General features: G+C 73.9%; 23 protein-coding genes and 1 riboswitch. Of the genes, 14 read left to right on the top strand and 9 right to left on the bottom strand.

Annotated elements, in window-relative coordinates:
• The first annotated feature begins 16 nt into the window (after positions 1-16).
• From ACILQ5_RS14425 to ACILQ5_RS14410, 4 genes are all read left to right on the top strand, one after another.
• Complete coding sequence (locus ACILQ5_RS14425; protein ID WP_395658711.1) at positions 17-2,032, top strand: primosomal protein N'; 2,016 nt, start codon at positions 17-19, stop codon at positions 2,030-2,032.
• A gap of 85 nt (positions 2,033-2,117) precedes the next feature.
• Entirely contained in the window at positions 2,118-2,663 is a 546-nt protein-coding gene (gene def, locus ACILQ5_RS14420; RefSeq protein ID WP_395658710.1) for a peptide deformylase, read from the top strand.
• Positions 2,664-2,670: 7 nt separating this feature from the next.
• Positions 2,671-3,606 carry a methionyl-tRNA formyltransferase gene (gene fmt / locus ACILQ5_RS14415; RefSeq protein ID WP_395658709.1) on the top strand — a complete coding sequence of 312 codons (936 nt, stop codon included), beginning with the start codon at positions 2,671-2,673 and terminating at the stop codon, positions 3,604-3,606.
• A 160-nt stretch (positions 3,607-3,766) separates the two neighbouring features.
• Positions 3,767-5,101 carry an RsmB/NOP family class I SAM-dependent RNA methyltransferase gene (locus ACILQ5_RS14410; RefSeq protein WP_395658708.1) on the top strand — a complete coding sequence of 445 codons (1,335 nt, stop codon included), beginning with the start codon at positions 3,767-3,769 and terminating at the stop codon, positions 5,099-5,101.
• 7 nt (positions 5,102-5,108) lie between these two features.
• Here the strand turns inward: ACILQ5_RS14410 and ACILQ5_RS14405 are convergent, their stop codons facing one another.
• Positions 5,109-5,846 (bottom strand): AAA family ATPase, encoded by a 738-nt coding sequence (locus ACILQ5_RS14405; RefSeq protein ID WP_395658707.1) that lies wholly within the window; start codon positions 5,844-5,846, stop codon positions 5,109-5,111.
• A 39-nt stretch (positions 5,847-5,885) separates the two neighbouring features.
• On the opposite strand from ACILQ5_RS14405, the gene ligD reads away from it, so the two are divergent.
• From ligD to ACILQ5_RS14355, 10 genes are all read left to right on the top strand, one after another.
• The gene (gene ligD, locus ACILQ5_RS14400; protein ID WP_395658706.1) at positions 5,886-6,857 is read left to right on the top strand and encodes a non-homologous end-joining DNA ligase; all 972 of its coding nucleotides are present in this window, start codon (positions 5,886-5,888) and stop codon (positions 6,855-6,857) included.
• A 10-nt stretch (positions 6,858-6,867) separates the two neighbouring features.
• Positions 6,868-7,530, top strand: coding sequence for a ribulose-phosphate 3-epimerase (gene rpe / locus ACILQ5_RS14395; RefSeq protein WP_395658705.1), 663 nt, complete (start codon positions 6,868-6,870; stop codon positions 7,528-7,530).
• A 104-nt stretch (positions 7,531-7,634) separates the two neighbouring features.
• Positions 7,635-7,789, top strand: a riboswitch (FMN riboswitch).
• Positions 7,790-7,879: 90 nt separating this feature from the next.
• Complete coding sequence (ribD, locus tag ACILQ5_RS14390) at positions 7,880-8,911, top strand: bifunctional diaminohydroxyphosphoribosylaminopyrimidine deaminase/5-amino-6-(5-phosphoribosylamino)uracil reductase RibD (RefSeq protein WP_395658704.1); 1,032 nt, start codon at positions 7,880-7,882, stop codon at positions 8,909-8,911.
• A gap of 1 nt (position 8,912) precedes the next feature.
• Complete coding sequence (locus tag ACILQ5_RS14385) at positions 8,913-9,512, top strand: riboflavin synthase (RefSeq protein ID WP_395658703.1); 600 nt, start codon at positions 8,913-8,915, stop codon at positions 9,510-9,512.
• Entirely contained in the window at positions 9,509-10,216 is a 708-nt protein-coding gene (pnuC, locus tag ACILQ5_RS14380) for a nicotinamide riboside transporter PnuC (RefSeq protein WP_395658702.1), read from the top strand. Before ACILQ5_RS14385 ends, pnuC begins: the two co-directional genes overlap by 4 nt.
• Positions 10,213-11,451 carry a bifunctional 3,4-dihydroxy-2-butanone-4-phosphate synthase/GTP cyclohydrolase II gene (locus tag ACILQ5_RS14375; protein WP_395658701.1) on the top strand — a complete coding sequence of 413 codons (1,239 nt, stop codon included), beginning with the start codon at positions 10,213-10,215 and terminating at the stop codon, positions 11,449-11,451. The genes pnuC and ACILQ5_RS14375 overlap by 4 nt, the downstream gene beginning before the upstream one ends.
• Position 11,452: 1 nt before the next feature.
• Positions 11,453-11,950, top strand: coding sequence for a 6,7-dimethyl-8-ribityllumazine synthase (gene ribH / locus ACILQ5_RS14370; RefSeq protein ID WP_395658700.1), 498 nt, complete (start codon positions 11,453-11,455; stop codon positions 11,948-11,950).
• Positions 11,947-12,210 carry a phosphoribosyl-ATP diphosphatase gene (locus ACILQ5_RS14365; RefSeq protein WP_395658699.1) on the top strand — a complete coding sequence of 88 codons (264 nt, stop codon included), beginning with the start codon at positions 11,947-11,949 and terminating at the stop codon, positions 12,208-12,210. Before ribH ends, ACILQ5_RS14365 begins: the two co-directional genes overlap by 4 nt.
• 10 nt (positions 12,211-12,220) lie before the next feature.
• The gene (gene hisG, locus ACILQ5_RS14360; RefSeq protein ID WP_395658698.1) at positions 12,221-13,069 is read left to right on the top strand and encodes an ATP phosphoribosyltransferase; all 849 of its coding nucleotides are present in this window, start codon (positions 12,221-12,223) and stop codon (positions 13,067-13,069) included.
• Positions 13,053-13,520, top strand: coding sequence for a PH domain-containing protein (locus ACILQ5_RS14355; RefSeq protein ID WP_395658697.1), 468 nt, complete (start codon positions 13,053-13,055; stop codon positions 13,518-13,520). Before hisG ends, ACILQ5_RS14355 begins: the two co-directional genes overlap by 17 nt.
• A gap of 225 nt (positions 13,521-13,745) precedes the next feature.
• Here the strand turns inward: ACILQ5_RS14355 and ACILQ5_RS14350 are convergent, their stop codons facing one another.
• Genes ACILQ5_RS14350 through ACILQ5_RS14315 form a run of 8 tightly spaced genes read right to left on the bottom strand, consistent with a single transcriptional unit; the run spans position 13,746 to position 20,737 of the window.
• The gene (locus ACILQ5_RS14350; protein ID WP_395658696.1) at positions 13,746-14,654 is read right to left on the bottom strand and encodes an aldose 1-epimerase family protein; all 909 of its coding nucleotides are present in this window, start codon (positions 14,652-14,654) and stop codon (positions 13,746-13,748) included.
• 23 nt (positions 14,655-14,677) lie between these two features.
• Entirely contained in the window at positions 14,678-15,196 is a 519-nt protein-coding gene (locus tag ACILQ5_RS14345; protein WP_395658695.1) for a uridine kinase, read from the bottom strand.
• A gap of 10 nt (positions 15,197-15,206) precedes the next feature.
• Complete coding sequence (locus ACILQ5_RS14340; protein ID WP_395658694.1) at positions 15,207-16,451, bottom strand: amino acid deaminase/aldolase; 1,245 nt, start codon at positions 16,449-16,451, stop codon at positions 15,207-15,209.
• A complete protein-coding gene (locus tag ACILQ5_RS14335; protein ID WP_395658693.1) occupies positions 16,451-16,882 on the bottom strand; it encodes a hypothetical protein in 432 nt (143 codons plus the stop codon). The genes ACILQ5_RS14340 and ACILQ5_RS14335 overlap by 1 nt, the downstream gene beginning before the upstream one ends.
• A 27-nt stretch (positions 16,883-16,909) precedes the next feature.
• Positions 16,910-18,091, bottom strand: a complete 1,182-nt coding sequence (locus ACILQ5_RS14330; RefSeq protein WP_395658692.1) for an LLM class flavin-dependent oxidoreductase — start codon at positions 18,089-18,091, stop codon at positions 16,910-16,912.
• Entirely contained in the window at positions 18,088-19,131 is a 1,044-nt protein-coding gene (locus ACILQ5_RS14325; RefSeq protein ID WP_395658691.1) for an ABC transporter substrate-binding protein, read from the bottom strand. The genes ACILQ5_RS14330 and ACILQ5_RS14325 overlap by 4 nt, the downstream gene beginning before the upstream one ends.
• Positions 19,128-19,925, bottom strand: a complete 798-nt coding sequence (locus tag ACILQ5_RS14320; RefSeq protein ID WP_395658690.1) for an ABC transporter ATP-binding protein — start codon at positions 19,923-19,925, stop codon at positions 19,128-19,130. Before ACILQ5_RS14320 ends, ACILQ5_RS14325 begins: the two co-directional genes overlap by 4 nt.
• Complete coding sequence (locus tag ACILQ5_RS14315) at positions 19,913-20,737, bottom strand: ABC transporter permease (RefSeq protein WP_395658689.1); 825 nt, start codon at positions 20,735-20,737, stop codon at positions 19,913-19,915. Before ACILQ5_RS14315 ends, ACILQ5_RS14320 begins: the two co-directional genes overlap by 13 nt.
• Positions 20,738-20,852 lie beyond the last annotated feature (115 nt).

Raw genomic sequence — 20,852 nt, 5'->3', positions numbered from 1 at the left:
TGGTAGAACTGCCCGCATGGCCGACCCCCCACCCGAGGCGCAGCCCGAGCTGCTGCCCGGGCTCGCGCGGGCGGAGGTGAAGGCGGCCCGCGCGCGGGCGGCGCGGAGCCGCCCGCCGGCCGGACCCGCGGCCGTCGACCCGGTCGCCCGGGTCCTGGTGGACGTGCCGCTGGCGCACCTCGACCGGACCTTCGACTACTCCGTGCCGTCGACGATGGCCGACGACGCCCGGCCCGGTGCCCGGGTGAAGGTCCGCTTCGCGGGGCAGGACGTCGACGGGTTCGTCCTCGCCCGCGCGGCCACCAGCGACCACGACGGGCGCCTGGCACCGCTGCGTCGGGTGGTCAGCCCCGAGCCGGTGCTCGCAGCCCAGGTCGCCGCCCTGGCCGGTGAGCTCGCGTCGCGCTACGCCGGCACCCGCTCCGACGTGCTCCGCCTCGCCGTCCCCGCCCGGCACGCCACCACGGAGAAGAGGCCGTCGCCACCCGCACCGGACCTGCCGCCGTACGACGCGGGCGCGGCCGAGTCCGCCTGGGCCGGCCACGAGCCGGCCGCCGCCTTCCTGCGCCACCTCGCGGAGGGCGGCAGCCCCCGGGCGGTGTGGACGGCGGCGCCGGCGACCGACTGGCCGCTGCTCCTCGCCCACGCGACCGCCGCCACCCGGGCGTCCGGGCGCGGCGTGCTCGTCTGTGTCCCCGACCGCAAGGACGTCGCCCGGGTCGACGCCGCACTGACTGCCGTGCTCGGGCCCGACCAGCACGTCACGCTGACCGCGGACGCCGGGCCCGCCCGGCGCTACGCCGACTTCCTCGCCGTCAGCCGCGGTGCCCGCCGGGTGGTGGTCGGCACCCGCGCTGCGGCGTTCGCCCCGGTGCACGACCTCGGGCTCGTCGTGGTCTGGGACGACGGCGACGACCTGCACGCCGAGCCGCGGGCGCCCTACCCGCACACCCGCGACACGCTGCTGCTGCGTGCCGAGCGGGAGGGTGCGGCCGCGCTGGTCGGCGGCTTCGTGCGCACCGTCGAGGGCGAGTACCTCCTGCGCACCGGCTGGGCGCGCGAGCTCGCGGCGACCCGCGAGGCCCGGCGCCGGGTCGGGGTCACCGTGGTGGGGGAGAGCGACACCCGTGCCCGGGGTGGCCGGGTCCCCCACGACGTGCACGTGGTGGTCCGCGACGCGCTCGGGTCCGGGCCGGTGCTGGTGCAGACGCCACGGCTCGGCTACGTCAACGCGCTCGCCTGCGAGCGTTGCCGCACCCCGGCCCGGTGCGCGGCCTGCCGCGGGCCCCTGGGCCTCACCGGCGCCACGACCCCGCCCGCGTGCCGCTGGTGCGGCACCGCCGCCGAGGGCTGGGCGTGCGCCGAGTGCGGCCACCGCGGCCTGCGCGCCCCCGTGCTCGGCGACGCGCGGACCGCGGAGGAGCTGGGCCGGGCGTTCCCCGGCACGCCCGTGCGCACCAGCTCCGGCGACCGGGTGCTCGCGACGGTCGGGGACACCCCGGAGATCGTGGTGGCCACGCCGGGCGCCGAGCCCGTGGCGACCGGCGGGTACGCCGCCGTCGTGCTGCTCGACACCTGGCTGCTGCTGTCGCGGATCGACCTGCGTGCCGAGGAGGAGGCCCTGCGCCGCTGGGCCGGCGCCGCGGCGCTCGCCCGCCTCGGCGGCCGGGTCGTGGCGGTCGGTGACCCCGCCCACCCGGCCCTGCAGGCCCTGGTGCGGTGGGACCCCGCCGGCTTCGCCGCCCGCGAGACCGCCGAGCGGATGGCGGCGCACCTGCCCCCGGCCAGCCGGCTGGCGACCATCACCGGGGACCCCGGCGCCGTCGACGACGCGCTCACGCTCCTGGTCGCACCCGCCGGAGCCGAGGTGCTCGGACCGGTCGACGTGGCCGACGGCGAGAGTCGCGTCGTCGTCCGGGTCCCACGTGCCCAGGGTGCCGGGCTCTCCGCGGCGCTCCGCGAGCTGCAACGGCTGCGGTCGAGCCGCAAGCTCCAGGCGGTCCGGATCCAGGTGGACCCGCCGACGCTGTGACGGCCGGACCCGTCGACGGGCGAGCGACGGCGGGGGAGCGACGGCGGGGGAGTGACCGTCCTGGGGGTCCTCCTAGGATGGGTCCGTGGCCGTCACGCCGATCCGCCTGTTCGGGGACCCGATCCTGCGCAAGCCCGCCCTCGAGGTCGTCGACTTCGACAAGGAGCTGCGCAAGCTGGTCGAGGACCTGACCGACACCATGCTCGAGGCCCCGGGAGCCGGGCTCGCCGCTCCGCAGATCGGCGTCGGCCTGCGCGTCTTCACCTGGAACGTCGACGGCGAGGTCGGCCACCTGGTCAACCCGCGGCTCGACCTCTCCGCCGAGCTCCAGGAGGGCCCCGAGGGCTGCCTCTCGCTGCCCGACCTCAGCTTCGACTGCACGCGTGCGCTGTCGGTGGTGGCCCGCGGCTTCGACATGCACGGGGAGCCGCTGGTCGTGACCGGGTCCGACCTGCTCGCCCGGGCCATCCAGCACGAGACCGACCACCTCGACGGGATCCTCTTCATCGACCGCCTCGACGCGGAGGCGCGGAAGGCGGCGATGCGGGCGATCCGCGAGTCCGAGTGGTTCGGTCTCGAGCGTCCGATGGTCAAGGTCTCGCCGCACGCGACCAACGGTCTGGGGTTCTGAGCAGCCGATGCGGGTCGTGTTCGCCGGCACCCCGGAGGTCGCCGTCCCCTCCCTCGACGCGATCGCCGCGTCGCACCACGAGCTGGTCGGCGTCGTCACCCGCCCGGACGCCCCGTCCGGGCGCGGACGCCGGCTGGTCTCGAGCCCGGTCGCCCAGCGCGCCGAGGAGCTCGGCGTCCCGGTCCTGAAGCCGGCCCACCCGCGGGACCCGGAGTTCCAGGAGCATCTGCGCGCGCTCGAGCCGCACTGCTGCCCGGTCGTCGCCTACGGCGCGCTCGTCCCGCAGTCCGCCCTCGACATCCCGCCGCTCGGCTGGGTCAACCTGCACTTCTCCGCGCTGCCGGCCTGGCGCGGTGCCGCCCCGGTCCAGTGGGCGATCTGGGCCGGCGACGAGGTCACCGGGGCGACCACCTTCCGCCTCGTCAAGGAGCTCGATGCCGGACCGGCGTTCGGCGTGATGACCGAGCTGATCCGCCCGGACGACACCGCCGGCACCCTCCTCGAGCGGCTGGCCGAGGGTGGGTCGGGGCTGCTGGTCGCGACCCTGGACGGGCTCGAGGACGGTTCCCTCGAGGCCCGGCCGCAGCAGGCCGAGGGCGTCTCCTACGCCCCCAAGGTCGAGGTCGAGGACGCCCGGGTCGACTGGACCGACCCGGCGGTCGCGATCGACCGACAGGTCCGCGCCTGCACCCCGGCGCCCGGGGCCTGGACGACCTACGACGGGGAGCGGCTCAAGCTGGGCCCGGTGACCCTGGCCGACGTCGAGCTGCCGGCCGGCGAGCTGCTGGTCACCAAGCGCGAGGTGCTCGTCGGCACCGGCACCCGGGCCGTGCGGCTGGGGGAGGTGCGCCCGTTCGGCCGCAAGCAGATGCCGGCCGCGGACTGGGCCCGCGGCGTCCGGGTCGGCTCGGGGTCCACGGTAGGAGCCACCGATGAGCGCTGAGCGTCGAGTCGATACGGTCATCCCATGACGTGGCCGTCCACCACTCGGGAGTCGCGGAAGTCCGCCACGGATGGGTGACGGGTCGACCCGCCGGACCGGCTCCGGGCCCGACAGTGGCGGGGCCGCACGCGGGCGGCGTCCGGGCGGTCCCCGGCCGGGCGTGGACCCGGTCCGGCTCGCGGCCCTCGAGGTGCTCAAGGCGGTGCGGGTGGACGGCGCCTACACGAACCTGGTGCTGCCCTCGGTGCTCCGGCAGTTCGACCTGCACGGGCGCGACGCCGCGTTCGCGACCGAGCTGGTCTCGGGCACGATCCGGCGCCAGGGCACCTACGACGCGATCCTCGCCTCCTGCGTGGACCGGCCGCTGCGCAAGGTCGAGGCGAAGGTGCTCGACGCGCTCCGGCTGGGCTGCCACCAGCTGCTGTCGATGCGGGTCCCGCCCCACGCCGCGATCAGCACCTCCGTCGACCTGGTCCGCGCCAAGGGCACCTCGGGCGCCGGCGGCTTCACCAACGCCGTGCTGCGCCGGGTCGCCCAGCAGGACCTGGACACCTGGATCGCCCAGGTCGCACCCGACCGGCGGACCGCGCCGACGCGGTACGCGTCGATCGCCTTCAGCCATCCCGAGTGGGTGGTCGACGAGCTGTCCGCCGCGGTCGGCCCCGACCAGCTCGACGCGCTGCTCGCCGCCGACAACGAGCCGCCCCGGGTGACGCTGGTCGCGCGCCCGGGACGGGCGACCCGCGACGAGCTGCCGGGCGAGCCGACGCCGTTCTCGCCGTACGGCACGGTGCTCCCGGGGGGTGACCCCGGGGAGGTCCCGGCCGTGGCCGCGGGCCGGGCCGGGGTGCAGGACGAGGGCTCACAGCTGGTTGCGATCGCCCTGGCTGCCGCGGCGGTGGAGGGCAGGGACGAGCACTGGCTGGACCTGTGCGCCGGGCCGGGCGGCAAGGCCGCGCTGCTGGCGGCCCTGGCCGCCGAGCGCGGCGCGCGGATCGTCGCCAACGAGCGTCAGGAGCACCGGGCCGGGCTGGTGCGCCGCGCCCTGCGCGGCGCGGACGGGGTCGCCGGGGTGGTGACGGCCGACGGCACCGCGCCGCCCTACCGGCACGGCGTCTTCGACCGGGTCCTGGTCGACGCTCCGTGCACCGGGCTCGGAGCGCTCCGTCGCCGCCCCGAGGCGCGCTGGCGGCGGCGCTCGGACGACCTGCTCGGCCTGGTCCTGCTCCAGCGCCAGCTGGTCGCGGCGGCGATCGACCTGGTGCGCCCGGGCGGGGTGGTGCTCTACGCGACCTGCTCGCCGGTGCTCTCCGAGACGCGGGGCGTCGTGGCGTCGGTGCTCGAGGGCCATGCCGACGTACGCCTCGAGGACGCCACGCCGCTGCTCCCCGACGTCCCCGACTGCGCCGGCCCGGTGCCGGGCACGCTCCAGCTGTGGCCGCACCGGCACGGCACAGACGCGATGTTCATGGCGCTGCTGCGTCGGACCTCGTAGGACGCGGCTAGTCCAGGACGTGCCGCAGGTACCGCCCCGGCGCGTCGAGGTACGCCTTCCAGTGCTGGACGAGCTCGAGGTCCTCCCAGCTCGAGCGACGCAGACCCCAGGGGCCGACCTCGAGGATGGTGGCGCCCGGCATCGCCGCCAGGACCGGCGAGTGGGTGGCGCACAGGACCTGGCCGCCGCCCTCGACGACGGCGCCGAGGGTCGAGATCAGGCCGAGCGTCGAGGAGAACGACAGCGCCGCCTCCGGCTCGTCGAGGCAGTAGAAGCCCGAGGAGTCGAAGCGCGTCCTGAGCACCTCGAGGAACGACTCGCCATGGCTCATCTCGTGGAAGCGGGGATCCCGGCGCGCGGCATCCTGGGGGCCGGGGTTGTCCTCCAGGTAGCTGTAGAACCCGTGCATCGTCTCGGCCCGGAGGAAGAAGCCCCATCGCCCGGCGCCGAGTCCGCGATGCAGGCGCAGGGTCCGCCCGAGCGGGGACTCCGACGACCGCGTCGCGTGCCGGCTGCCGGTGGACCCACCCTCCGGGCCGAGGCCGTAGGCCATCGCGATCGCTTCGACGAGGGTCGACTTCCCGGAGCCGTTCTCGCCGACCAGGAAGGTGACGAACGGCGAGAGGTCGAGACCTTCGCGTGCGAGCTGCGCGACGGCCGGGATGGTCATCGGCCAGGTGTCCGGGGCGAGCTGTCGCCCGGGATCCACCTCGACGCGCATCACGGGCGGCTGGTCGAAGTCCACGTCCGAACCGTATGCCGACCCACCCCCTAGATTGGCGCCATGCCCTCGAAGTCGCCGTCGGTCGAGATCGAGGTCGACGACCGGGTCGTGCGGGTGTCGAACCCGGACCGCGTCTACTTCCCGGAGTCCGGTGCGACGAAGCTGGACCTGGTCGAGTACTACCTGGCGGTCGGCCCGGGCATCGTCAACGCGCTCTACGAGCGGCCGTGCATGCTGCACCGGTTCCCGAAGGGCCTCGCCGGCGACAAGGTGCACCAGAAGCGGCTCCCGGCCGGCGCGCCGCCCTGGGTGGAGACGGTCCGGCTGCACTTCCCGCGGTGGAACCGCACCGCCGACGAGCTCTGCGTCACCGAGCTCGGGTCGGTCATCTGGGCCGTGCAGATGTCCACGGTCGAGTTCCACCCCTGGAACAGCCGGCGACCCGACACCGAGCTGCCCGACGAGTGGCGCATCGACCTCGACCCGGGGCCGCTCAGCGACTTCGACCAGGTCCGGCGGGTCGCGCACGTCGCGCACGAGGTCCTCGACGAGCTCGGTGCGGTGGGCTACCCCAAGACCAGCGGCAGCAAGGGGATGCACGTCTACGTCCGGATCGCCGCCGAGCACGGCTTCAAGGACGTACGGCGGGCCGCGCTCGCCTTCGCGCGCGAGGTCGAGCGCCGGGCCCCCGACGACGTCACCACCACCTGGTGGAAGAAGGACCGAGACCCGCACCAGCTCTTCGTCGACTACAACCAGAACGCGCGCGACCACACCATCGCCGCGGCGTACTCGGTCCGCGGCCTGCCGGACGCCCGGGTCTCGACGCCGATCCGCTGGGACGAGGTCGACGACGTCGACCCGCGTGACTGCACGATCTTCACGGTGCCCGACCGCTTCGCCGAGATCGGCGACCTGCACGCCGACATCGACGACCACGTCTTCGACATCGCCCCGCTCCTGGAGTGGGCCGCGCGGGACGAGCGCGACGGCGCCGCACCACCGGCCGACCCCGAGGACGCGGGCGAATAGGCTGCCGTCCGTGGGCATCCAGATCACGCCGAGCATCCTCAACGCCGACTTCGCGCGCCTCGGCGAGGAGGTCGCCCGGATCGGCAGCGCCGACTGGGTGCACGTCGACGTGATGGACAACCACTTCGTCCCGAACCTGACCTTCGGGCCGACGATGGTCGAGGCGCTGGCCCGCTCCACCGACGTCCCGCTCGACGCCCACCTGATGATCGAGGACGCCGACCGCAACGCCCTGGCGTACGTCGAGGCCGGCTGCGGGTCGGTGACCTTCCACGTCGAGGCGGCGCAGGCGCCGGTCCGGCTGGCCCGCGAGATCCGCGCCCACGGGGCGCGGGCCGCGATGGCGCTCAGGCCCGCGACGCCCGTCGACCCCTACGAGGACCTGCTCCCCGAGCTCGACATGCTGCTCGTGATGACGGTGGAGCCGGGCTTCGGCGGCCAGAAGTTCCTCGACCTCTGCCTCCCGAAGATCCGCCGTGCCCGCGAGCTGATGGCCAAGCACGGCGTCGAGACCTGGCTGCAGGTCGACGGCGGGATCTCGCTGGAGACGATCGAGCGCTGCGCCGAGGCCGGCGCCGACGTCTTCGTCGCCGGCTCCGCCGTCTACTCCGCCGACGACCCCGACCGGATGGTCGCCGACCTCCGCGCCCGCGCCGAGGCCGCCGCCGGCTGAGCGGGGTCGGAGAAACTCACGCGGGCCGCACGGAGCCTTGTGACCGGAGCCACGCCGCCGCATGGTGCCTCGTGTGGCAAACTTGCCGCGACGAGTTGAGAAGCTCGCGTGCTCTGGGGTCGGTGTAATTCCGAGCCGGCGGTGATCTGGACGAAGGCAACTTCGTTCAGAAGTCCGCGACCCGCTCACAGCCAGTGTGCGGTTGACCAGGTGGAACTCCTGGACCGACGGTGAAAGTCCGGATGGGAAGCGCACGCAGGTGAGGACCGCCTCGTCGTCCCGTCGCGGACGACGTGCGCCGCACCCATCACGCCCCGGAGTCCGCGACCGGACACGAGGGGCAGGACCGATGGGCTTCACCGGCGCCGAGCAGGCCGCGATGCGTCGCGCCCTCGCGCTGGCGGCGACCCCGGGCGTCCCGCTCGGTCCGAACCCGAGGGTCGGCTGCGTCCTCCTCGACGCCGGCGGCACCACGGTCGCCGAGGGCTTCCACCGCGGTGCCGGCACCCCGCACGCCGAGGCCGACGCCCTGGCCCGGGCCGGGGCACGGGCGCGAGGCACGACGGCGGTCGTGACCCTCGAGCCGTGCAACCACACCGGCCGGACCGGGCCCTGCGCGCAGGCGCTCGCCGAGGCCGGCGTACGACGGGTGGTGTTCGCCCAGGACGACCCCAACCCGACCGCCGCCGGTGGCGCGGGCACGCTGCGCGCGGCCGGCGTCGAGGTCGAGTCGGGCCTGCTGGCCGCCGAGGCGCGGTCGGTCAACCGGCACTGGACCTTCGCCGTCGAGCACGGCCGCCCGTTCGTCACCTGGAAGCTCGCGACCACCCTGGACGGCCGCAGCGCCGCCGCCGACGGGACCAGCCGCTGGGTCAGCTCCCCGGCCGCCCGCCGGGACACCCACCGGCTGCGGGCGCTCGCCGACGTGATGCTGGTCGGGACCAACACCGTCGAGGTCGACGACCCGCTGCTGACCGTCCGGGACGAGCAGGACCGGCCCCGCGAGCGCCAGCCGCTGCGGGCCGTGATGGGGGAGCGCGACCTCGCGGCGGACCGCCGGGTGTTCAACGAGGACGCCGAGACCGTGCACCTGCGCACCCGCGACCCGCACGCGGCTCTCGCCGAGCTGCGCGCCCGGGACCGGCAGCACGTCTTCCTCGAGGGCGGCCCGACCCTGGCTGCCGGGTTCCTCCGGGCCGGCCTGGTCGACGAGATCGTCGTCTACGTCGCCCCGATGCTGCTCGGCGCCGGACGGAGCGCCGTGGCCGACCTCGGAATCACCACGATCGCCGACGCGTTCCGTCCCCGCGTCACCGACATCACCGTGCTGGAGGGCGACGAGCCCAACGTTCGTCTGACCCTCGCACCAGGAGAGGACTGAGATGTTCACCGGAATCGTCGAGGAGCTCGGCACCGTCGCCGCCGTGGTGGACCAGGGCGACGCCGTCCGGCTCACCGTCCGGGCCACGACGGTGCTCGAGGACGCCGGGCTCGGGGACTCGATCTCCGTCAACGGCTGCTGCCTGACGGTCACGACGCTCGAGGGCGACACCTGGACCGCCGACGTCATGCAGGAGACGCTCGACAAGACCAGCCTGTGCGGCGTGCGGCCCGGCGACCCGGTCAACCTCGAGCGCGCGGTCACGGCCGACAAGCGCCTGGGCGGCCACATCGTCCAGGGCCACGTGGACGGGGTCGGGACCGTGCTCAGCCGGACGCCGAGCGAGCACTGGGAGGTCGTCGAGATCTCGCTGCCGACCGAGCTCGCGCGCTACCTCGTCGACAAGGGCTCGATCACCGTGGACGGCGTCAGCCTCACCGTGGTCGAGGCCGGCGAGGACCGGTTCACGGTCAGCCTGATCCCCGAGACCCTCGCCCGCACCACGTTGGGCACCCGTGGCCCGGGCGACCGGGTCAACCTCGAGGTCGACGTCATCGCCAAGTACGTCGAGCGCCTGCTGCCCTACCAGGAGCGCTCATGAGCATCTCCGCCCTGTACGACGCCCACCTGACCGTCGCGGGCCACGCCATCACCTGGCGGGAGATCGTCGGGAACGCGTTCGGGTTCGCCTCGGCCGTCGGCGGTCTGCGCCGCCGGGTGTGGGCCTGGCCGGTCGGCATCGTCGGCAACGTGCTGCTCTTCACCGTGTTCGTCGCCGCGACCTTCGACGCCCAGGCCCAGCAGCCGTTGTTCGGGCAGGCCGGGCGGCAGGTCTTCTTCATCGCCACGAGCATCTACGGCTGGTACCGCTGGAGCGAGCAGCGCCGGCTGCGCGGGGGCGGCGACGCCCCCGCGATCGACCCCCGCTGGGCGACCGTGCGCGAGCGGGCCCGCTACCTCGTCGCGGCGCTGGTCGGCGTCGTGGTGTGCCAGTGGGCGTTCAGCGTCGTCGGGGCCGGCTGGCCAGCACCGCGCTGGTACTACTGGTGCGACGCCTGGATCTTCGTCGGCTCGATCCTGGCCACCTACGCGATGGCCCGCGGCTGGAACGACTTCTGGCTGGCGTGGATCGCGGTCGACCTGGTCGGCGTGCCGCTGCTGTGGCACTCCGGCTACTACCCGTCGGCGATCCTCTACGTCTTCTACGGCGGCCTGTGCGTCGTCGGCTTCGTGACCTGGTGGCGGGCGAGCCGGGCGACACCACGGACGGTCGAACCGTCAGGAACCCAGGAGGTGGCTGCATGACCGAGCACGAGGGCATCCGCCTCGACCCCGTCGAGCGGGCGATCGCCGACATCGCGGCCGGCCGCGCCGTCGTGGTCGTCGACGACGAGGAGCGCGAGAACGAGGGCGACATCATCTTCGCCGCCAGCAAGGCGACACCGGAGCTGATGGCGTTCACGATCCGTTACAGCAGCGGCGTCATCTGCGTCCCGATGCCCGCCGACATGCTCGACCGGCTCGAGATCCCGCTGATGACGCCGCACAACAAGGACCGGTTGCGCACGGCGTACACGATCTCGGTCGACGCCCGCGACGGCGTCACCACCGGCATCTCCGCCGCCGACCGGGCCCACACGGTGCGGGTGCTCGCGGACTCCGCGACCGAGCCCTGGGAGATCACCCGGCCGGGCCACGTCTTCCCGCTGCGCTACCGCGAGGGCGGCGTGCTGGTCCGCCGCGGCCACACCGAGGCGGCCGTCGACCTGGCCACGCTGGCCGGCCTCACCCCGGCCGGCGTGCTGGTCGAGGTCGTCAACGACGACGGCACCATGAAGCGCGGGCCCCAGCTCCGGGAGTTCGCCGACGAGCACGGGCTGGCGATGATCTCGATCGACGACCTGGTGCGCTACCGGCGCCGGCACGAGAACCTCGTCGAGCGGGTCGCCGAAACCCGGCTGCCCACCAAGGCCGGCGACTTCACGGCGTACGGCTACCGGATCACCGTCGACGGCTCCGAGCACATCGCGCTGGTGCACGGCGACATCTCCGGGCCGGAGCCGGTGCTGACCCGGGTCCACTCGGAGTGCCTGACCGGCGACGTGTTCGGCAGCAGCCGCTGCGACTGCGGACCGCAGCTGGAGGAGGCGCTGGCCCGGGTCGTCGAGGAGGGTCGCGGGGTGGTCGTCTACCTGCGCGGCCACGAGGGCCGGGGGATCGGCCTGGTGGCGAAGCTGCAGGCCTACCAGCTCCAGGACGGCGGTCGCGACACCGTCGACGCCAACCTGGACCTCGGCCTGCCCGCCGACGCCCGCCACTACGGCACGGCGACGCAGGTGCTGCGCGACCTCGGGGTCACCGACGTGCGGTTGATGACCAACAACCCCGACAAGGTCGCGAACCTCGAGGACTTCGGCGTGCACGTCTCCGCCCGGGTCCCGCTCACCCCGCACCCCAACGACCACAACCTCGCCTACCTGCTCACCAAGCGGGACCGGATGGGTCACCACCTGCCGGACCTCGAGAAGGACGGAGCCTGAGATGGCCGGACACGGCGCCCCCGACACCGAGACCTTCGACGCGAGCGGCCTGAGGGTCGCCGTCGTCGCCGCCAGCTGGCACACCCAGGTGATGGACGGCCTGCTGGCCGGCGCCCGGCGTGCCCTGCAGGACTTCGGCACCGACGCCCACGTCGTCCGCGCGCCGGGCACCTTCGAGCTGCCCGTGGTCGCCGACGCCCTGGCCCGCCGCGGGTACGACGCCGTGGTGGCGCTCGGCGTCGTCATCCGCGGCGGGACCCCGCACTTCGAGTACGTCTGCGGCGCGGCCACCGACGGCCTCACCCGGGTGGCGCTCGACCACGGCGTCGCGATCGGGTTCGGGGTGCTCACCTGCGACACCGAGGAGCAGGCGCTCGACCGCGCCGGCCTCGAGGGCTCGGCGGAGGACAAGGGCTACGAGGCGACCGCCGCCGCCCTGCTCACCGCCCGGACCCTGGCGGAGCTCGCCGAGCAGACGCCGTACCCTGGACGATCGTGAAGACGTTCGACGAGCTCTGGACCGAGCTGAGCGACAAGGCCCGGTCCCGCCCCGAGGGATCCGGCACCGTGCGCCAGCTCGACGCCGGCGTCCATGCCTGCGGGAAGAAGCTGGTCGAGGAGGCCGCCGAGTCCTGGATGGCCGCCGAGCACGAGGGACGCGACCGCGCCGCCGAGGAGATCAGCCAGCTGCTCTACCACGCCCAGGTGCTGATGCTGGCGACCGGCATCGAGCTCGACGACGTCTACGCACACCTCTGAGGTCAGACCCATGGCACTGCTCCGCATCGCGGTCCCGAACAAGGGCTCACTCGCCGTCGCGGCCGCCGACATCCTGCGGGAGTCGGGCTACCGGCAGCGCGACGACACCAAGCAGCTCACGCTCACCGACGCCGAGAACGACGTCGAGTTCTTCTACCTCCGTCCCCGCGACATCGCGCTCTACGTCGGCGAGGGCACGCTCGACGTCGGCATCACCGGCCGCGACCTGCTCAAGGACTCCGGTGCCAAGGCCGAGGAGGTCATGGGGCTGGGCTTCGGCCGGAGCCGGTTCCGCTTCGCCGGCCCGAAGGGGGTCTTCACCGACCCGAGCCAGCTCGCGGGACAGCGGATCGCCACGTCGTACGTCGGCGTGGTGCGGTCGTTCCTCGAGGAGCGCGGCATCGAGGCCACGGTGACCCGCCTCGACGGCGCCGTCGAGACCAGCATCCAGCTCGGCGTCGCCGACGTGATCGCCGACGTCGTGGAGACCGGCAGCACGCTGCGGCAGGCCGGGCTGGAGGTCTTCGGCGAGGTGATCCTCGAGTCCGAGGCGGTGCTCGTCACGCGCAGCGGCGCGGTGCCCGACGGCTTCGAGATCTTCCGGCGCCGGATCGAGGGCGTCCTGGTCGCGCGGAGCTACGTGATGATGGACTACGACATCCCCAGCGACCGGGTCTCCGACGCGGTCCGGCTCACCCCCGGGATCGAGAGCCCCACGGTCTCCCCGTTGCATCGCGAGGGCTGGTCGGCGGTGCGTGCCATGGTCCCGCGCGACGGCGCCCAGCGCCTGATGGACGAGCTGTTCGAGATCGGCGCCCGCGGCATCCTGCTGACCGACATCCATGCCTGCCGGCTCTGAGCCGGTGCGCCCGGTGTCGCTGCCGCGCACCTGGCGGCCGTTCGGCGTCCGCCTCGCCGGGGCCGTGCTCGGCGGCGGGCTGCTCGTGGTGTGCGCGATGACCTGGTTCACCTTCGACCAGGAGACCCGGGACAAGTTCACGGTGTTCCAGCGGCTCACGCTCCTCGCGATCGGCGTGGGGGTGTTCATGCTGTTCCACGCCCTGGTCCGCTCGCGGGTGCTGGCGACCGACGAGCACCTCGTGGTGGTCAACGGCTACCGGCGCCACGACTACGACTACGCCCAGGTGGTCGCGGTCCGGTTCCCCCCGGGTGCGCCGTGGGTCACCCTGGACCTCGCCGACGGCACCACCGTGGCCGCGATGGGCATCCAGGGCTCCGACGGCAGCCGGGCCCGGCAGGCCGTGCGCGAGCTGCGCACCGTCGTCGAGGACCGCTCGGCCCTGGCCTGAGCGGCCGACCGGCGGTGGGTGGTCCACCGAACGACGCCGGCAGCAGGTGGACGGCTCACCGCCGGCCCGCCGCCGCCCGCCGGCGCGGCGTGGCCCGGCGTGGCGCGGGGTCAGCGGTGGTTCTTCCACCGAATGACGCCGGCAGCAGGTGGACAGCTCACCGCCGCCCCGCCGGCCCGCCGGTCCCGGCTCATCGCCGGCTCGCCGCCGCCCGCGCCAGGTCCCTCAGAGCGCCCGGATCCCCCAGGACGCGGAGAAGTCGCCACCTGGCTCGAGCACCACGAGGTCCGTGCCGCTGTGGAACGCGTCGGCCGGAGCGGTCATCGGCTCGACGGCCAGCGACCGGCGGGCGGTGCCGGGGACGTCGTCGGCGCTGAAGACCTGGAGCCAGCGGTGCTGCCCGTCGACCCACAGCGCCACCCCGCGACCGGTCGCACGGTCGGTGACCACGACGGTCGCGGTGCCCTCGTCGTCGCGCACCAGGTCGGTGAACCCGTCGTCGAAGCCGACGTCGCGGATCGGTCGCGCGATCCGGAAGTCGTACGCCGTCCCGTCGACGTCTACCCGACCGACCGGCAGCAGCCGGTCGTCGACGAGCAGCCGGGTCGCGGCGGGGAGCGTCAGCTCCCAGCCGTCGACGGGCCCGGGACCGACGGCGAGGTAGGGGTGCGCACCGCTCGCGTACGGCGCGGGCTCGGCCGCCAGGTTCGTCGCCGACTGCGTCACCGTCAGGCCGTCGGCCGAGAGGTCGTAGACCACGTGCAGGTCCAGCGTCCACGGGTAGCCGGTCTGGGCCATCAACCGGTAGGTCAGCGCCACCGAGCGGGGCGTGTGCTCCTCCACCGACCACGCCGCCCAGCGGACCAGCCCGTGCGAGGCGTTGTGCCGCGCCGGCTCGGAGAGCGGGAGCTGGAGGTCGTGGCCGCCGAAGGTCCAGGCGCCGTCGCGGAGCCGGTTGGGCCACGGGACCAGCTGCTGGCCGCGCCCGCCCGCCGCCATCTCGTCCTCGGGGAAGCCGTCGAGCAGCGGCCGGCCCTCGTGCTCGAGCACCCGCAGCGTGCCCCCGCTCTCGGTGACCACGGCGCGGTAGCCGCCCGCCGAGATCTCGTACTGGTCTCCACTGGGCGCGAGCATGGGCGACACCCTAGGGGTGCGGGTCACCGGTGCAGCAGGAGGTCCGCCCGCTCCCGCGCGCCGGTGCGGGCGAAGTGCTCGTCCTCGTCGCGCGCCCACTGCCGCAGCCGGCCCTCGGAGGCCGGGCCGTCGCGCAGCAGCGCCCGGGCCAGCCGCTCCGCCGGTGCCGCCTCGACCCAGACCAGCAGCGTCACCAGGTCGGCGAACGCCGGCGACCAGGAGCCGACGCCCTCGAGCACGAGCACCGGCCGGGGCGCGACGACGACCTCGCCGGCGTACCGGCCCGCGTGCCAGTCGTAGCGCCGGTACCGCCCGGGCCCGCCCGCGGCGAGGGGGACCACCAGCGTCCGCAGCTGGTCGTCGATCCGCGGCAGGCCGCCCCACCCGTCGTACATCGCGTCCAGGTGCACCACCCGGACGTCGCTGCTGTGCCGTGCGAGCGCGGTCGCCAGCGTCGTCTTCCCCGACCCGGACGGGCCGTCGACGCACACCAGTCGCGCGGTGCCGAGCGTGGGCGGACGGGCCAGGGCGAGGGTCAGCACCCGCTCCGCGTCAGAAGGCCTGTCCACACCCGCGGTAGGTCGGGACGGCGTCCACGAGCTCGTCCCCGGCGAGCAGGTGCACGGTGGTGGCGTGCTCGAAGACCTCGCCGGACTTCGCGTGGCGGAACCACACCAGGTCGCCGATCTCGAGCCGGTCGGCGGACGGCCCCACGAGGGGCGTCTGCACCTCGCCGGCGCCCTCGAGGCCCGTCAGCTCCAGCCCGGCCGGTGCCCACGGGGTCGGCAGCCGGTCCCGTCCGGCAGCCCCGGAGGCCGCCAGCCCACCACCGTGCACCGTCACCACGCCGGGTGCGGGCCGGCGGGTCACCGGCAGGCCGTAGTAGGACGCGGGCCGGGGCTCGAAGGAACGGTAGTGGTCGAACAGCGTCGGCACGAGCAGCCCCGAGCCGGCGGCGATCTCGGTGACGACCGGGTCCGCGGCGGTCTCCTCGACGGAGCCGGACCCACCGCCGTTCCAGAACTCCAGCTCGACGAGCGACGCGAGGGCGTCGGCCACCTCGCGGCGGCGCACGGCGAGCTGGCTGATCGACATCGACTTGATGCGGCGCATGAGCGCGGACCGCACCCGCGCGTCGGGGACGGCGTCCTGCACGCCGGCCACCTGGCCCTCGTAGGTCATCGCGCCCACCAGCCGGAAACCGGTGCGCGCGACGACCTCGCGGGCCAGGGTCAGCACCGAGCCCACGTCGTCGAGCGGGGAGCGCTTGGGACCGACGTGCTGGCCCGCCACCCGGAGGCCGGCGTCGACGTCGATCGCGACCCGGACCGGGACGGCGGGGGAGAAGCGCACCGAGTCGACCATGTCGAGGTGGGCCACGTCGTCGACCATGAGCGTGATCACGGCGGCCGCCGAGGGCGAGGCCACCAGCTCGGCGAGCGCCCCGCGGTCGACGGTCGGGTAGGCCACGAGGATGTCGTCACTGATGTCGTGCTCGTGCAGCCAGAGGGCTTCGCGCAGCGTGTAGGCCAGGACGCCCTGCATCCCCTCGTGCGCGAGGGCGCGCTCGAGCAGCGCCGGGACGCGCAGGGACTTCGACGCCACCCGCACCGGCTTGCCGTGGGCGCGCCGGACCAGGTCGTCGGCGTTGGCGTCGAAGGCGTCGAGGTCGACGACGAAGACCGGCGTCGGGAGCGGCACCCCCTGCTTGGCCACGGCGTCGTCGAGCCGGGACCACAGCAGGTTGCGGTCCACGGCGCTCGGCCCGTGCGCGGGGCCGGTCGGTCGGGTGCTCATCAGCGGATGCCTCGCTTGCGCAGGATGGCCTCGATCTCGGCCATCTCCGGGTCGGTCCCGATCGCGGGGGCGCCGCGCGCCGGCGTCCGGCTCGGGGGGAGCTCGTGCGAGGACCCTGCCTCGGTCCTGCCGAGCTGGCGCGAGCGCATGGTCCCGGAGACGACGATGAGCGTGATACCCACGCCGCCCAGCACGACCCCGAGCCAGACGACGGGGCTGAAGACCAGGTGGGTCGCCCAGCTCGTCACGGCGTCGGCGATGTGGGTGAACATCTGGAGGGTCTTGGTGAGGTACGCCGCGAGCGGCAGCAGCGTGAAGCCCAGGGCGCGCAGACCGGAGGCCGCGCCCCGGCGCCGGAAGGAGAGCCAGGTCCAGATCCCCCCGAGCACCGTGAGGCTCAGCGTCAGTGCTGCCCAGGCCGCGTCGTCCACGACGTCAAGCGTCCCACACGACGCACGTCAGGCCAGGGCCGCCACCCGCACCTCGTCCTCGGTGGCGCCGGCGCCCGGGCCGAGCAGCCCGCGGCGCCGCAGGAGCGGCATCACGCCCTCGGAGAACCAGTAGGCCTCCTCGACGTGCGGGTAGCCGGACAGGATGAACTCCTCGATGCCGAGGTCGTGGTACTCCTCGATCCGGTCGGCGACCTCCTCGTGGCTGCCGACCAGCGAGGTCCCCGCTCCGCCGCGGACCAGGCCCACGCCCGCCCACAGGTTCGGGGCGATCTCGAGCTCGCGGGCATCGGTGTACGACGACCGCCCCTCGCGCAGCGCCAGCATCCGCTGCTGCCCGGTGGACTCGCTCTGTCCGAGCGCCTCCTGGGCCCTGGCGACCGTCGCCGGGTCGAGACCGTCCAGCAGCCACTGGGCGTGCTGCCAGGCCTCGGCGCCCGTGTCGCGCGAGAGCGTGTGGATCCGCAGCCCGAAGCGCAGGGTGCGACCCTGCTCGCGGGCCAGGCCGCGCATCCACTCCAGCTTCTCGGCGACCTGCTCGCGCGGCTCGCCCCAGGTGAGGTAGACGTCCGCGTGCCGGGCGGCCACCGGGCCGGCCGGCCCTGATGAGCCCCCGAAGTAGATGTCGGGCACCGGGTCGAGGCCGCCGCTCACCATGGCGCCCTCGACCTGGAAGTGGTCGCCACGGAAGTCGAACGGCGCCTGCGACCAGGCGCCGCGCAGCACGGTGAGGAACTCGTCGGTGCGGGCGTACCGCACCTCCTTCGAGGCGGTGTCGCCGAACCGGGCCTGCTCGCGCGGCTCCCCGCCCGTGACGATGTTGAGCATCAGCCGGCCGCCGGAGATCCGCTGGTAGGCCGCCGCCATCTGCGCCGCGAGCACCGGGTTGATCGCACCGGGACGGAACGCGACCAGGAACTTGAGCGTCGACGTCTCGCGCAGCAGGGCTGCCGTGGTCAGCCATGCGTCCTCGCAGAACGTGCCGGTGGGGGTGAGGACCCCCTCGAAGCCGGCCTTCTCCGCGGTCCGGGCCACGTCGGCGAGGTAGTCGATCGTCGGCGGCCGGAAGCCGTGCTGGAGCGTCTCGTGGAGCCCGCCCCGCACCTCGCCCGGGACGCCCTGGCCGGCGCCCACGAGCGAGCGGCTGTCGCCGGAGGTCGGGAGGAACCAGTGCAGGCGCACCCCGGTCACCGGTCGGCCCCCTGGCTGACGGCCTTCCCGGTCGTGTCCTCGTTGAACTCGTCGCTGAAGTACGACGACACGTCGACCTCGTCGGGGATCAGCTCGTTCTCGGTGAACGCGTCGGCCATCTGCTGCTCGGACTCGACGACGGTGTCGTCGATCGGGACGACCTGCACCTGGCGGTTGTCGACCGCGGAGAGGGTGATGTCCTCGGCCAGACCGGTCTCCTCCGACCAGGCCTTGGCCCACTCCTGCTTGTGCGTCTGGGACCACAGCTGGGCCTGGGCGATGCGCGCCAGGTAGTCCTCGAGCGCTGCTGCGGTGGCGGGGTCGTCGAGGGCCGCGTCCGAGGCCACCTGGAAGGTGTACCCGTTGGCGAGCTTGCTGCCGTCGGCGAGCACCCGGGCGTCGGCGTCGATCTCGGCCTGGGAGGTGAAGGGCTCCCAGATCGCCCAGGCGTCGACGTGGCCGCCCGAGAACGCGGCGAGCGCGTCGGCCGGCTGGAGGTTCTTCACCGTCACGTCGCCGTAGGACAAGCCGGCCTCCTGGAGCTGGGCGAGCAGGTTGTAGTTTGCTGAGCTGCCCTCGGCGACGGCGACGTCCTTCCCCTCGAGGTCGGCGACCGACTTCAGCGGGGAGTCCTTCGGCACGACGATCGCGTCGCCGGCACCGCCGTAGGTCGCGGCCTGCACGACCTTGAACTCGCCGCCGGCCGCGGCCGCGAAGAGCGGCGGGGTGTTGCCGACGCCGCCGACGTGGATCGAGCCGCTGCTCATCGCCTCGAGCAGCGGGGGACCGGAGGTGAACTCCTTCCACTCGATCTTGTACGGCGCGTCGTCGAGCAGGCCGGCGGCCTGCAGGAGGGCCTGCGAGCCACCCTTCTGGTCGCCGACGATCAGGGTGACCTGGGAGAGGTCGACCTTCCCGTCGTCGCCGACGGCGTCCTCGTTGCCGGTCGCGTCGCCGCCGCAGCCGGCGAGGAGGACGGCGGCGGTCAGGCCGATCGCGAGGGGGCCGGCGAGGCGGCGGATCAGGGACCTGGGCTTCATGCTGCTCCTTGGTTCTCGAGCTGGGTGCGGTTCTGGTTGGGCGGGGTTCGCGGGACCCCGAGTGCCTCGAGCAGGTCCGCGCGCAGGCGGGCGATCTCGGGGCGGGTGTGGTCCCGCTCGTCGCGACGGGCGGTGATCCGCCACTCGTGGGCGATCCGGCCGCCGTCCATGACGACGACCCGGTCGGCGAGGGCGAGCGCCTCGTCGACGTCGTGCGTGACGATCAAGATGGCCATGCCGTGGCGGCGCCACAGCTCGATGACCAGCTGGTGCATCTCGATGCGGGTCAGCGCGTCGAGCGCGCTGAACGGCTCGTCGAGCAGCAGCAGCGCGGGGTTGGAGACCAGGGCACGCGCGAGCGAGACCCGCTGGGCCTGTCCGCCGGAGAGCTGCAGCGGCCAGGCGTCCAGCTTGTCGGTCAGGCTCACCTCGCCGAGCGCGCCCTCGGCGCGCTCGAAGCGCTGCTTGCGCTCCGGGGAGCTCAGCAGCGCGAGCGCCACGTTCTGGTGCACGGTGCGCCAGTTCAGGAGCCGGGGCTCCTGGAACGCGACGCCGGTGCGACCGGTGACCTCGACCTCCCCGGGCGGGACCGGGTCGAGGCCGGCCAGGCTGCGCAGCAGCGTCGACTTGCCGCATCCGCTGCGGCCGAGCAGGGCGATCAGCTCGCCGTCGCGGATGTCGAGGTCGATCGACCGGAGCACGTGGGTGTCGCCGAACGAGCGGCTGTGCGCACGGACCCGGGCGACCGGTCCGGTCGCGTCGGTCCCGCGGGTGTCAGGGGTCAGGACCGCCATGCCAGGGCCTTCCTCTCGATGAAGCGGACGATGGAGTCGGTCGTGAGGCCGAGGAGTGCGTAGACCACGAGTCCGACGACGACGATGTCGGTCTGCTGGAACTCGCGGGCGTTGTTGATGACCGCCCCGAGGCCGGTCTGGGCGGCGATGGTCTCCGCGACGATCAGCGAGAGCCAGGCGATGCCGAGGCTCTGCCGCAGGCCGACCAGGGTCTGGGGGAGCGCACCCGGGATGATCACGTGCCGGATCTGCTGGGCCTGGCTGAGGTGCATCGACCGGGCGGCCTCGACGACCTTGCGCTCGATCCCGCGGATGCCCCCGAAGGTGTTGAGGTAGAGCGGGAACGTCGCGCCCATCGCGATCAGCACGATCTTGGGCGTCTCGCCGACGCCGAACCAGATGATGAAGAGCGAGACCAGGCCGAAGTGCGGCAGCATGCGCAGCATCTGCATCGGCGGGTCGACCGCGTTCTCGCCGAACCGGCTCAGCCCCGCGACGACCGCAAGGGAGATGCCGATGGCGGCGCCGATGGCGAAGCCGATCGCGACCCGCTGGACCGAGACGAGCGTCGCCGTCCCGAGGGTGCCGTCCTGGACCAGCTCGATCGCGGTCGTGAGGATCTGGCCGGGGGAGGCGAGCTTGCGCTCGTCGAGGATGCCCGAGGTCGAGGCGACCTGCCACAGGACGACGAGGACGACCGGCGAGACCCACCGGAGCAGGAACGCGAACCGGGTCGACCGGCGCGGGCGGTCGACCGGCGGTGGATCGTGCTGGCGGCGTCCGGCCAGCTGGGCGGTGACGAGATCGGTCATGGACACCATGTCTAGACGTCTAAGCCAGTTAAATCAACTGAGACAGTCGACAATGGACGTGCGGTGGCTCACATCCGTGCCGATGTGCCTGCGGTCGGCGGCGTGCGGGACGATC

Source organism: Nocardioides sp., assembly GCF_044226305.1.
Taxonomy (GTDB): domain Bacteria; phylum Actinomycetota; class Actinomycetes; order Propionibacteriales; family Nocardioidaceae; genus Nocardioides.
Note: the sequence above shows the minus strand (reverse complement) of the source record. Positions and strands in the feature narration are given on the sequence as shown.

Excerpts from the sequence above, each read along its gene's own strand:
- pnuC (WP_395658702.1), top strand. The coding sequence starts at position 9,509 with ATGAGCATCTCCGCCCTGTACGACGCCCACCTGACCGTCGCGGGCCAC.
- fmt (WP_395658709.1), top strand. The coding sequence starts at position 2,671 with ATGCGGGTCGTGTTCGCCGGCACCCCGGAGGTCGCCGTCCCCTCCCTC.
- ACILQ5_RS14425 (WP_395658711.1), top strand. The coding sequence starts at position 17 with ATGGCCGACCCCCCACCCGAGGCGCAGCCCGAGCTGCTGCCCGGGCTC.
- ACILQ5_RS14355 (WP_395658697.1), top strand. The coding sequence starts at position 13,053 with ATGCCTGCCGGCTCTGAGCCGGTGCGCCCGGTGTCGCTGCCGCGCACC.
- ACILQ5_RS14385 (WP_395658703.1), top strand. The coding sequence starts at position 8,913 with ATGTTCACCGGAATCGTCGAGGAGCTCGGCACCGTCGCCGCCGTGGTG.
- ACILQ5_RS14350 (WP_395658696.1), bottom strand. The coding sequence starts at position 14,654 with ATGCTCGCGCCCAGTGGAGACCAGTACGAGATCTCGGCGGGCGGCTAC.
- ACILQ5_RS14340 (WP_395658694.1), bottom strand. The coding sequence starts at position 16,451 with ATGAGCACCCGACCGACCGGCCCCGCGCACGGGCCGAGCGCCGTGGAC.
- hisG (WP_395658698.1), top strand. The coding sequence starts at position 12,221 with ATGGCACTGCTCCGCATCGCGGTCCCGAACAAGGGCTCACTCGCCGTC.
- ACILQ5_RS14320 (WP_395658690.1), bottom strand. The coding sequence starts at position 19,925 with ATGGCGGTCCTGACCCCTGACACCCGCGGGACCGACGCGACCGGACCG.
- ACILQ5_RS14325 (WP_395658691.1), bottom strand. The coding sequence starts at position 19,131 with ATGAAGCCCAGGTCCCTGATCCGCCGCCTCGCCGGCCCCCTCGCGATC.
- ACILQ5_RS14375 (WP_395658701.1), top strand. The coding sequence starts at position 10,213 with ATGACCGAGCACGAGGGCATCCGCCTCGACCCCGTCGAGCGGGCGATC.
- ribD (WP_395658704.1), top strand. The coding sequence starts at position 7,880 with ATGGGCTTCACCGGCGCCGAGCAGGCCGCGATGCGTCGCGCCCTCGCG.
- ligD (WP_395658706.1), top strand. The coding sequence starts at position 5,886 with ATGCCCTCGAAGTCGCCGTCGGTCGAGATCGAGGTCGACGACCGGGTC.
- ribH (WP_395658700.1), top strand. The coding sequence starts at position 11,453 with ATGGCCGGACACGGCGCCCCCGACACCGAGACCTTCGACGCGAGCGGC.
- ACILQ5_RS14315 (WP_395658689.1), bottom strand. The coding sequence starts at position 20,737 with ATGACCGATCTCGTCACCGCCCAGCTGGCCGGACGCCGCCAGCACGAT.